Consider the following 10431-nt stretch of genomic DNA (forward strand, 5'->3'; position numbering starts at 1 on the left):
CCCTCCCAAGCCAAAAAGGTCGACAACGAGAGATTCAGACTTTTTCCGCCCTGTCACGCACAGTTTCACCCGATTGCCCTGGAAAACCCGGCTGCCGGCATGGACAGGCGGGGCGATGCGGGCGCAAGATGGCGCGCGCTTTTACAGACAGCTTTCCCCTGTGCTCCGGAAACTCCGCCCATGCCCGCCTCGTCACCCATGTCCCGCCCGGCGCCGCACCGTCCCGCCGATATCATCTCCTTTCAGGGCCAGCCCGGCGCCTATTCGCACATGGCCTGTCGTCAGATGTTTCCGGACATGGTGCCGCTGCCCTGCCCGACATTCGCCGATGCGATCGACGCGGTGCGTGAGGGCCAGGCCGATCAGGCGATGATCCCGATCGACAACACCCTGGCCGGGCGGGTGGCGGATGTGCACCGCCTGCTGCCCAGATCGGGCCTCAGTATTACCGGCGAGCATTTCATGCGGGTGAGCCATTGCCTGCTGGGGGTGCCCGGCGCCAGCCTGGGCGGCGTGCGCACGGCGCTGAGCCATGTTCACGCCCTGTCGCAATGCCATGTGTTCATGGAGGCGAACGGCATCCGGCCGGTGGTGCATTCCGACACCGCCAGTGCCGCCGCCCGGGTGGCCGAACTTCAGGATCCGACGGTATCGGCGATCGCCTCGCGGCTGTCGGCCGAGATCTATGGCCTGGATGTGCTGGCCGAGGCGATCGAGGATGCCGAGCACAACACCACCCGCTTCGTCGTGATGATGCGCGACAAGGTGGTGCCGGCGGCCGGCAACGGCCCGGTGGTGACCAGCTTCATCTTTCAGGTCCGCAACGTGCCGGCGGCGCTGTACAAGGCGCTGGGCGGGTTCGCGACCAATGGCGTCAACATGACCAAGCTTGAGAATTACCTGATCGACGGCGCCTTCACCCCGGCGGTGTTCTATGCCGATATCGAGGGCCATCCCGACGACCGGTCGGTGGCACTGGCGATGGAGGAGCTGCGCTTCTTTTCGACCGATGTCCGGATCCTGGGGATCTATCCCGCAAGCCCCGACCGGCTGGCCGGGGGGCCCGCCGGCGGGGCCGCGGGGCTGGACGGTCTGCCCTCGGGTCTCTGATATCATCTCACCCGGCATCTCCACATCCGGCTGACCGGACAGGTCGGCCGCCGACGAAGGGCGACCCCACAGGATGGGCAGCGGGATCAGTGCCGGACTTGCCTGGGCGCTGCTTGGCGGCGCGATCGCGGCCGAGGTCATCGCCACCACGTCGATGAAACTGTCCGACGGCCTCAGCCGCACCGGGCCGGTGGTGGTGATGGTGCTGGGCTATCTGATCGCCTTCAGCCTGCTGGGGCTGGCCTTGAGGCGGATCGAGATCGGCATTGCCTATGCGATCTGGTCGGGGGTCGGTACGGCGCTGATCGCCACCATCGGCATCGTCGCCTTCGGCGAAAGCCTGAACCCGATCAAGCTGGCCTCGCTGGGGCTGATCGTGGCCGGGGTGATCGGGCTGAACCTGTCGGGCGGGCACTGAGGCGGGTGGGCACTGAGGCGGGTGGGCACTGAGGCGGGTGGGCACTGAGGCGCCCGACGGGCGCCGCTTGCAGTGTCAGTCGCGGCCTTCGCGCAGGTCGCGGATATCGCCGATCACCACCAGTGCCACGGCCGGGCCCTCGCCCAGATTGGCATATTGATGGGCGACATGGGCCTGATAGAAGATCGCGTCGCCGGTCTGCAGCACATGGTTGACGCCGCCGACGGTGACGCCGAGGCGGCCTTCCACCACCACCAGATATTCCTCGACCCCATAGCGATGACCGACGAAGGGGCCGGCGGTGGCGCCCTGAGGCACGGTCACCTGCACCAGATCCAGGCCCCGCGACGGGAAGATCGGCGACATCGACCGGCGCTCGAATCCGGTTTCCGGGTCGACGAAGGCTGCCTGGTCGGCGCGGCGCAGCAGCAGCACGTCGTGGCGGTCGTGTTCGCCCAGCAGGCTTGAGATGGTGACGCCAAGCCCGGCTGCCAGCCGCGCCACCGTGGCGGCCGACGGGCTGGCCTCGCCGCGCTCCACCTTGGAAATCATCGATTTCGACACCCCGGCCTTCTCGGCCAGGGTCTGCAGGGTCATGCCACGATCGCGCCGCAACTCGCGAATACGCCGGGACACGCGGCTTTCGATCTGGCCGGCCTCGCCGGTGACCATGCCGTCGTCGATCTCGTCGACCACGGAGCCGCGCTCGCCGTCGTCGCTGTGCTGGCTGTGGCTGTTCATCATTGGTCCTTAGGGCTGACATGACCGCCGGCCGCGGGGGGGGGGCTGTGGCCGGAAGTGTCGCCGAGAATAACCGCGCCAGTTGCCCGCGGTCCAGCCATCGCCATCGCGCAAAAAACAAAGACGGCAGCCGGTGCATGACATCATGCCCCGGCTGCCGCCCTCAACTGGCGCGGCATTCCTGGATAAGCAGGTGGTGGCGTCGGACTCAGAAGCCCTGATCGCGCGCCCAGGCGAAGTACAGATCCCAGGCCTTGCGGGCGATGGGGCCGGGCTGGAGGTTGCGGTCCTCGATCCGGTTCACCGCCGCGACCTTGTTGAAGTTGCCGGTCGAGAACAGCTCGTCGGCATCCTTCAACTCGTCATAGCTGATCGGGCGTTCCACCACCTCGATGCCCTCGGCGGCGAACAGGCCCATCACCCGCGCGCGGGTGACACCGGCCAGGAAGGTGCCGTTGAGCGCCGGGGTATGGACCACGCCGTCCTTGACCATGAACAGATTGGCCGAGGCGAATTCGGCGACATTGCCCTCGGGGTCGAGCATCACCGGGTTGTCGACGCCGCGCCGGCCGGCCTCACGCAGGGCGCGGTCGGTCATCGGGTAGAGGCAGGCAGCCTTGGCATCGGTCGGCGCCATGTCCGGTCCGGGGCGACGATAGGGGCTGAGCCCGGTGGAGAAGCTGCCCATCTCGTTCGAGAACGGGATCGCGAACACGGTCATGACATAGCGGGTCGAATCCGGATCCAGTTCGACCATGCCGTCCTCGGCATACATCACCGGCCGGATATAGGTGGCGACGTCGCGGGGAAAGCGCTTCACGCCGTCGAGCGCCGTGCCGATGACGGTATCCAGATCGACCTTGGGCTCCAGTTCGAAGGACTTGGCCGAGCGGAGCAGGCGGGCGCAATGGCCTTCCAGATCGGGGACCACACCGTCGAAGGATCGCGCACCGTCGAATACCATCGAGGCGAACTGATAGCCCTGGGACATCGGTCCCATGATCGAGGGATTTCCCTCAACCCAGCGGCCGTCGATATACGACCAGGCCGGCAGGCTCGATAGATTGGCGAAGGCCATGACGTGCTCCTGAAGACACAGCACCACTGCCGCACCATCTGCCCGGCGGGGCCATCCAATAGGCCGTTCCGGAGGCGTGCGGCAGGGATTTCGGGCGCGGAAGTGGGTTCCCGCACCGCAAGTCGAAGCAGGATACTCCCTTGCCGCGTGCTGTCAAAGCGAAGTGGACGGCGTTTTATCGCCTGTGACGTTGGTTTTTTGCAGGGCTCTTCGCCGCCGCGGTTGGCGCGCGCGTCACAGCCCCGCCCGCTCGCGCAGGATGCGCGCCGGCGGCACGGCCAGCGCGCCGGCCACCGCCGCCAGCCCCACCGCCAGCGCCAGACCGATGCCGGCCGTCAGCGACAGCAGCACCGGCCCGGCCGAGAACACGAAGCCGATCTTGAGCAGCCAGTGGGTGATGGCGGCGGCGGCCAGAGTGCCGCCGGCGGCGCCGATCAGCCCCACCACCAGCGCCACGATCAGGAACTCGATCGCAAGGCCGGTTGCGATGGTGGCGCGCGACGCCCCCACCACCTTCATCATCACCGCATCGAAACGGCGCTTGGACTGGGCGGCCAGCACCGCCGCCGCCAGCACCAGCGCGCCCGCCGCCAGCACCGCGAAGGCGGTGATCCGCACCGCCCCGGCAATGCCCTGGATGATCAGCCCGGCCTGCTTCACGGCATCACCCACCGTGACCGCCGAGACGTTGGGGAAGCGGTCGGTGGTCCGCACCATCAGGGCTTCGGCCACCGCCGGATCGCCTGAGATGGTGGCGATATGGGTGGCGGGCGCACCGGCGAGTGCGCCGGGCGAGAGCACCATCACGAAGTTCAGCGACAGGTCCAGCCAGTCGATCCGGCGCAGATTGGCGATTTCAGCCGTGATGGTGCGGCCCAGCACCAGAATGTCGATGCTGTCGCCGACCCTGGCGCCCATGCCGCGAACCAGATCGCCATCGATCGACACCAGCGGCGGGCCGCTGTAATCGGCCGGCCACCATTGCCCGGCCGTCAGCACCGTGCCCTGGGGTGCTGTTGCCGACCAGGACATGCCGATCTCGCCGCGCACCGCCCAGCGTTCATCCTCGGCCACATCGGCCTCGATGACCGGCTGGCCGTTCAGGCCCCGGATGCGGCCGCGCAATGTGGGCATCCGGGCGACGTTCTCAGCCCCCACCGCCGCCACCGCCATGGCATCGAAATCGGCGACCTGATCGGGCTGGATGTCTAGGAAGAAGTATTGCGGCGCCCGCTCGGGCAGGCTTTCGCCGATCAGCCGGGTCAGATTGTCCTGCACCAGCGCCAGGGCGGTCAGCACCATCAGCCCCGCGCCCAGTGCCGCGGCGATTTCGGCCGTGGGCGCGCCCGGACGGCGCAGGCCCGCGACCCCCAGGCGCAGTGCCGGCCGGCCCGGCACCCGCACCCGCCGCGCCAGCGCCGCGATACCGGCGGAGGCCAGCCGGAACACCCCCAGAGCCAGGGCGATCGAGGCCATGGCGATGGCGGCCAGCACCGGGTCGGCGGCGCCGGCGATGACCAGCGCCACCACCACCAGCCCGGCGAGACCGCCTGCCACCAGTCCCATGCGGCCGGTGCGGGCGCCGAGCGGCACCACCGCCGCGCGCAGCAGATCGCCCGGCCGCACGCCGGCGGCACGGCCGAGCGCCGGGGCGGTGAAGGCGATGGCGACGCCCAGCCCGATCAGCGCCGCGCGTGCCAGCGGCAGGGTATAAAGTGCGGGCAGGATCGGGGTTGGCAGCAGGCCGTCGGCGAAGCTGGCGGCGATCCACGGCACGGTGGCGCCGCAGGCGACCCCGATCGCGACCCCGACCAGCGCCACCACCAGCATCTGCACGACATAGGTGAAGAAGACCGCCCTGGGGCCCAGCGCCAGGGCCTTCAGCACCGCGATGGTGCGGGCGCGGGCTTCCAGATGCGCGCGCGCCGCACCGGCGACGCCGATGCCGCCGATCGCCAGCGCCGCCAGCGCCACCAGTTCCAGATGGGTCGCCAGCCGGTCGACGAAGCCGGCGAGGCCCGGATTGGCGCGGTCGAGCGTGCGCGCCCGCCAGCTTTCCTCAGGGTGGGCCGCTTCCAGCGCCGCCACCACGCCGCCGGCATCGGTGCCGGCCGGCAGAACCGCCCGGGTCATGTGGCGCGAGATGGTGCCCGGCGCATCCAGACCGGCACGGGCGAGCCCCGCCATCGACATCACCACCCGCGGCCCCAGCGCGAAGCCGAAGCCGCCCTGATCGGGCTGTGCCATCAGGGTGCCGACGATCCGGAAGCCGGCATCGCCCAGCATCAGCCGATCGCCGGGCTGAAGCCTGAGCCGTGCCAGCAGGGCGGCTTCGGCCAGCAGGCCATCATCGCCCAGCGCCTGGGCGGGCGGGCCGGCCAGCGGCGGATCGGTCTGCATCCGGCCAACCAGCGGATAGGCCGCGTCCACCGCCAGCACCTGGACCAGCGCGCGGTCATTCGCCGTGCCCGCCATGCCGGCGGGAGGTTCGGAGGCCGATGGCGTGTCGGGCGCAGCGGTGCGCGCGGCGGCATCTTCGGGCGACAGACGGGCCATGGCGCGCAGGTCGACCACGGCCGAGACCGCGTCGGCGCGCGCGGCAAGGTCTTGCAGCGCCGCATCGGGCAGCGGCCGGCCGGTGGTGGCCAGTTCCAGATCGCCGCCCAGCAGGGCGCGGGCATCTCGGGTCTGGCCGGCGACCACGGCCGCGTCCAGCGCCCCGATGCCGGCCATGGCCGCAACCCCCAGCGCCAGCGAGGCCAGCACGATGCTGAAACTGCCGATGCCCCGGCGCAGATCGCGCAGCGCGAAGCGGATCAGGGCCATCCGGCGCGGGGCGCCGCCGCCACTGGCGACGGCGGGGCGGCCCCGGCCGGCGCGGTCGATGCTGCCCACGGTCATTCGGCACCCGCCATGGCGCCGGAGGTGGCCGGCTCCGTGGTCAGGATGCGGCCATCCTCGATCCGCAGCAGGCGGTCGGCGCGCCGCGCCAGGGCCTCGTCATGGGTGATCAGCATCACCGCAGCGCCGGTTTCGCAGCGATAGCCCAGCAGGGCATCGGAGATCATCCGGGCGGTGGTGCGGTCCAGATTGCCGGTGGGCTCGTCGGCCAGAAGCAGTGATGGCCGGTGGACGACCGCGCGGGCAAAAGCCACGCGCTGCTGCTCGCCACCCGACAGGGCCGCCGGGTAATGGTCCAGCCGGTGCGACAGGCCGACCCGCTCCAGTGCCGCCACCGCGCGGGCATCGGCATCGTCGGCGCCAGAGAGTTCCAGCGGCAGGGCGACGTTTTCCCGCGCGGTCAGGGTGGGGATCAGGTGGAAAGCCTGGAAGACGATGCCGATATGTCTGGCGCGCAGCCGGGCGAGGCCATCCTCGCCCTGACCGGCCAGGTCCTGGCCGGCGATCGCGACCCGGCCGGTGGTCGGCCGCTCCAGCCCGGCGACGATGGCAAGCAGGGTGGATTTGCCGGCGCCCGACGGCCCCAGCACCGCCAGGGTCTCGCCCGACGCCAGGGTGAGGTCGATATCGCGCAGCACGTTGACCGCGGTGGCCCCGCGGCCGAAGGTCACCGAAACGCCGTTCAGCCGGATCATGAAATAAGGAGCCTTCTTGTCGTGACCGCTTACCGACAGCCTGCCGGCCGCACCGATGCCGGTGCAGGGTATCGCCACGGATATGGCGCGGATCTGCCGCCGATCAAACACCCAGGCAAACATGCAGGCGCGCCGACAGTATCGTCTTCACGGACGGGGCGTGGATTTCCGACGCGCCGAGGGCTGTTTTCCGGGCTGATCGCTGCCTTGGTCCTGATTGCGGGTCTGGCGGCGGGCATCGCCGGCGGTAGTGGCGATGCCCGCGCCGCCGCGGCGGAGCCCCTGATCCTGGCCCTGGGCGACAGCCTGACCGCCGGCTATGGCCTGCCCGAGGATCAGGGTTTCGTGCCCCGGCTGGAAGCGGCGCTGGCAGCACAGGGCACCAGCGCCAAGGTCGTGAATGCGGGTGTATCGGGCGACACCACCGCCGGCGGGCTCGCCCGCCTCGACTGGGCTCTGGGCGGGCTGGAACAGGCGCCGGATCTGGTGATCGTGTCGCTTGGTGCCAATGACGCGTTGCGTGGGCTCGATCCGGCCAAGGCCGAGGATAATCTGGCCCGGATCCTGACCGTTCTGGGTGATCGCGGCCTGCCGGCGCTGCTGGTGGGGATGCGCGCGCCCAACAATTGGGGGCCGGCCTACCGGGCGGCCTTCGACGGCATGTATGATCGGCTGGCCGCGCGGTTCGACGTGCCGCTGGACCCGTTTTTTCTGGAGGGTGTGGCGCTGGAACCGGGGCTGGTGCAGGCCGACGGGCTGCACCCGAATGCCGAAGGTGCGGCGCGCATGGCCGGACGGCTGGCGCCGGTGGTGATCCGGGCGCTTCAGGAGAGCCGCGTTCCGGAGGTGCCGGCGCAGTCATGACCGCACAGGATGTCATGACACCGTGGATGTCGCGGACCGCGAGGGGTGCTAGGATCAACCAAAGAACGCGCCGTTGGCCGCATATACGGAAGGACGAGGAGACCCATGGAGCTTTCGGGCGAATACCGCATCCCCGCCGCCCCTGAAACGGTCTGGTCGAAACTGGTCGATCCGGCTGCCCTGAAGGACTGCATCCCCGGCTGCCAGTCGGTGGAACAGACCGGCGACAACCAGTATGCCGCGGTCGTGACCTCGAAGATCGGCCCGGTGAAGGCGACCTTCAACGGTCAGGTGACCCTGCTGGACCTTGACCCGCCGCACAGCTACAAGATCGCCGGTGAGGGCAAGGGTGGCGCCGCCGGCTTCGGCAAGGGCACCGCCGATGTGACCCTGGCCCCGGATGGCGAGGGCGGCACGATCCTGACCTATAAGGCCGACGCCCAGGTCGGCGGCAAGATGGCCCAGTTGGGCGCCCGGCTGATCCAGGGCACGGTGCAGAAGCTGGCCGATGAATTCTTCGCGAATTTCGCCCGGCTCGCGGCCGAAGCCGAAGCCGCCGGCACGGCGAATGCCGCGGCCTCGGCGCCGGCGCCCGAGCCGGTCGCGGCGGCCCCTGCCAACCGGCCGGTGGTGCCCGATCACGGCGCGCCGGTCTCCCCCGCCGCCGCCGGCATGAGTGCGGCGGTCTCGCCGGCCGCGGCGGCGATGGGGCTGTCGGGCAGCCACGCTCCCCATGACGATCATGGCACGCATGGCCATGGCGATCATGGCCATGATCAGGGCCATGACGGGCATGGTCATGGCGACGACGCCCATGGCCACGGCCATGGCAAGGGCGCCAATCCGTTCGTGTGGCTGGGGGCGCTGGTGGTGGTGTCGCTGGTGCTGGTGCTGGTGTTCGGGTAATCAATGACGGCATCACCCGATCCAGCCACCAGCGTCGCAGGAACCGACCTTGCTCACCAGACCGATGACCCTGACCCGTTTTCTGATCGAACAGCAGCGCTTGAACGGCACCATCCCGGCGCAGTTGCGGCTTCTGATCGAAATCGTGGCCCGCACCTGCAAGGCGATCAGCCATTCCGTCAACAAGGGCGCGCTTGGCGGCGTTCTGGGCAATCACGGCACCGATAACGTGCAGGGTGAGGCCCAGATGAAGCTGGACGTGCTCGCCAATGAAATGGTGCTCGACGCCAATGAATGGGGCGGGCATCTGGCGGCGATGGCGTCGGAGGAGATGGAAACCATCCATCTGATCCCGAACCGCTATCCCAAGGGCGAGTACCTGCTGCTGTTCGATCCCATCGACGGGTCGAGCAATGTCGATGTGGATCTCAGCGTCGGCACGATCTTCTCGGTGCTGACCGCCCCCGACGACGCATCGGGGCGGACCGTGGTCGAAAGCGACTTCCTGCAGAGCGGCCGCCGGCAGGTGGCGGCCGGCTATGCGATCTATGGCCCGCAGACCCTGCTGGTGCTGACGGTGGGCAGCGGCGTGTATGAATTCGCGCTCGACCGCGAACTCGGCTCGTGGGTGCTGATCACCGAACGGCTGCGGATCCCCTCGGGCAAGCGCGAATTCGCCATCAACATGTCGAACCAGCGCCATTGGTCGCCGGCGGTGCGCCGCTATATCGACGAATGCCTGGCCGGCGCCGATGGCCCGCGTGAGGCCAATTTCAATATGCGCTGGACCGGATCGATGGTGGCCGACATCCATCGCATCCTGAAGCGCGGCGGCGTGTTCCTGTACCCTTGGGACGGCCGCGACCCCAAGAAGCCCGGCAAGCTGCGCCTGATGTACGAGGCGAACCCGATGGGTTTCCTGATCGAACAGGCCGGCGGCCGTGCCACCAACGGCGTCACCCCGATCCTCGACGTCGCCCCCGATGCCCTGCACCAGCGTATCGGCGTGGTGATGGGCGACCCGGCCGAGGTCGACCGGGTGGCGGCCTATCATGACGGGGATGTGGCCGGCTGATCGGCCGGCGGCGGGCACGCGTTCCAGAAATATGAAAGCGGTGCGATGGCGCCAAGCGATGCGGCTATTGCCCTGATCGAAATCCTCGACCGCCACCCTGAGGAGATCGCGTTTCTGAAGTCGTTCAGGTCGGTGGCGTAGGGCACGGCACGCCCGCGCTCCGCCGACCGTCTCGCGCGTTGGCGCCGGAGCGACCTGTTGTCCACGAAACGGGACTGCGCTACCGCCATTTCAGTCGGATGCACGAGCGGGCTCGGCCCTGGCGGGGCTGATCTCGATGGTTGCCGTCATGCCTGCCGCCAATTCGACACCAGAAGGCACCCGATCGATGTGGATGCGGACCGGGATGCGCTGGGCAAGACGCACCCAGGAAAAGGTTGCCGCCACATCTGGCAGACCGAGATGACCGGGCGCGTCATTGCTGTTCTCGATGCCGCGCCCGATGCTCTCGACAGTGCCGGATACGGGCTGATCGAAACCCATCAACATGATCCGCGCGGGGCTTCCGACGCGGATCTGACGGATCTTGGTCTCTTCGAAGTAGCCCGTGACCCAGAAACTGGGGGATGTCCCGGTCATTGTTGAAAAAGGGAGAGCGGCGTTGCTCGCCTTGAGCCGTTAGGCTCGGGGTGTCGAATCCTCA

At 69.0% G+C, this 10431-nt stretch carries 10 protein-coding genes and 1 pseudogene; 6 read left to right on the forward strand and 5 right to left on the reverse strand.

The genetic code is table 11. From position 1 onward, the window contains the following. Positions 1 to 180: 180 nt before the first annotated feature. Both IEW15_RS23945 and IEW15_RS23950 read left to right on the forward strand, forming a co-directional pair. Positions 181 to 1110: a prephenate dehydratase gene (locus IEW15_RS23945; RefSeq protein ID WP_229708667.1), complete on the forward strand. Its 930-nt coding sequence runs from the start codon at positions 181 to 183 to the stop codon at positions 1108 to 1110. A 73-nt stretch (positions 1111 to 1183) separates the two neighbouring features. Further along, on the forward strand, positions 1184 to 1528 hold the full coding sequence (locus IEW15_RS23950; RefSeq protein ID WP_188582808.1) for a DMT family transporter: 345 nt from the start codon (positions 1184 to 1186) through the stop codon (positions 1526 to 1528). 75 nt (positions 1529 to 1603) lie between these two features. Here the strand turns inward: IEW15_RS23950 and IEW15_RS23955 are convergent, their stop codons facing one another. The 4 genes from IEW15_RS23955 to IEW15_RS23970 form a co-directional block, all read right to left on the reverse strand. Beyond that, positions 1604 to 2269 carry a helix-turn-helix domain-containing protein gene (locus tag IEW15_RS23955; RefSeq protein ID WP_188582810.1) on the reverse strand — a complete coding sequence of 222 codons (666 nt, stop codon included), beginning with the start codon at positions 2267 to 2269 and terminating at the stop codon, positions 1604 to 1606. 208 nt (positions 2270 to 2477) lie between these two features. Beyond that, a complete protein-coding gene (locus IEW15_RS23960) occupies positions 2478 to 3347 on the reverse strand; it encodes a branched-chain amino acid aminotransferase (protein WP_188582812.1) in 870 nt (289 codons plus the stop codon). 234 nt (positions 3348 to 3581) lie between these two features. After that, positions 3582 to 6248: an ABC transporter permease gene (locus IEW15_RS23965; RefSeq protein WP_188582814.1), complete on the reverse strand. Its 2667-nt coding sequence runs from the start codon at positions 6246 to 6248 to the stop codon at positions 3582 to 3584. Further along, the gene (locus tag IEW15_RS23970; protein ID WP_188582816.1) at positions 6245 to 6943 is read right to left on the reverse strand and encodes an ABC transporter ATP-binding protein; all 699 of its coding nucleotides are present in this window, start codon (positions 6941 to 6943) and stop codon (positions 6245 to 6247) included. The genes IEW15_RS23965 and IEW15_RS23970 overlap by 4 nt, the downstream gene beginning before the upstream one ends. A gap of 207 nt (positions 6944 to 7150) precedes the next feature. Here IEW15_RS23970 and IEW15_RS23975 point away from each other — a divergent pair, with 207 nt between their 5' ends. The 4 genes from IEW15_RS23975 (at position 7151) to IEW15_RS23990 (ending at position 9929) form a co-directional block, all read left to right on the forward strand. After that, entirely contained in the window at positions 7151 to 7807 is a 657-nt protein-coding gene (locus IEW15_RS23975; RefSeq protein WP_188582818.1) for an arylesterase, read from the forward strand. 105 nt (positions 7808 to 7912) lie between these two features. Next, on the forward strand, positions 7913 to 8713 hold the full coding sequence (locus IEW15_RS23980) for a CoxG family protein (RefSeq protein WP_188582820.1): 801 nt from the start codon (positions 7913 to 7915) through the stop codon (positions 8711 to 8713). Positions 8714 to 8777: 64 nt separating this feature from the next. Next, positions 8778 to 9788 (forward strand): class 1 fructose-bisphosphatase, encoded by a 1011-nt coding sequence (locus tag IEW15_RS23985; protein WP_188582826.1) that lies wholly within the window; start codon positions 8778 to 8780, stop codon positions 9786 to 9788. Positions 9789 to 9833: 45 nt separating this feature from the next. After that, entirely contained in the window at positions 9834 to 9929 is a 96-nt protein-coding gene (locus tag IEW15_RS23990; protein ID WP_188582822.1) for a hypothetical protein, read from the forward strand. Between the two features lie 90 nt (positions 9930 to 10019). Here IEW15_RS23990 and IEW15_RS23995 read toward each other — a convergent pair. After that, a pseudogene (locus IEW15_RS23995) lies at positions 10020 to 10349 on the reverse strand (HlyD family secretion protein); the annotation flags it as partial. Positions 10350 to 10431: the final 82 nt, after the last annotated feature.

Origin of the sequence: Tistrella bauzanensis (assembly GCF_014636235.1) — a bacterium.
GTDB classification, from domain to species: Bacteria; Pseudomonadota; Alphaproteobacteria; order Tistrellales; family Tistrellaceae; genus Tistrella; species Tistrella bauzanensis.

Coding starts and splice junctions, on each gene's coding strand:
- IEW15_RS23945 (WP_229708667.1), top strand. CDS start 181: ATGCCCGCCTCGTCACCCATGTCCCGCCCGGCGCCGCACCGTCCCGCC.
- IEW15_RS23950 (WP_188582808.1), top strand. CDS start 1,184: ATGGGCAGCGGGATCAGTGCCGGACTTGCCTGGGCGCTGCTTGGCGGC.
- IEW15_RS23955 (WP_188582810.1), bottom strand. CDS start 2,269: ATGAACAGCCACAGCCAGCACAGCGACGACGGCGAGCGCGGCTCCGTG.
- IEW15_RS23960 (WP_188582812.1), bottom strand. CDS start 3,347: ATGGCCTTCGCCAATCTATCGAGCCTGCCGGCCTGGTCGTATATCGAC.
- IEW15_RS23965 (WP_188582814.1), bottom strand. CDS start 6,248: ATGACCGTGGGCAGCATCGACCGCGCCGGCCGGGGCCGCCCCGCCGTC.
- IEW15_RS23970 (WP_188582816.1), bottom strand. CDS start 6,943: ATGATCCGGCTGAACGGCGTTTCGGTGACCTTCGGCCGCGGGGCCACC.
- IEW15_RS23980 (WP_188582820.1), top strand. CDS start 7,913: ATGGAGCTTTCGGGCGAATACCGCATCCCCGCCGCCCCTGAAACGGTC.
- IEW15_RS23985 (WP_188582826.1), top strand. CDS start 8,778: ATGACCCTGACCCGTTTTCTGATCGAACAGCAGCGCTTGAACGGCACC.
- IEW15_RS23990 (WP_188582822.1), top strand. CDS start 9,834: ATGGCGCCAAGCGATGCGGCTATTGCCCTGATCGAAATCCTCGACCGC.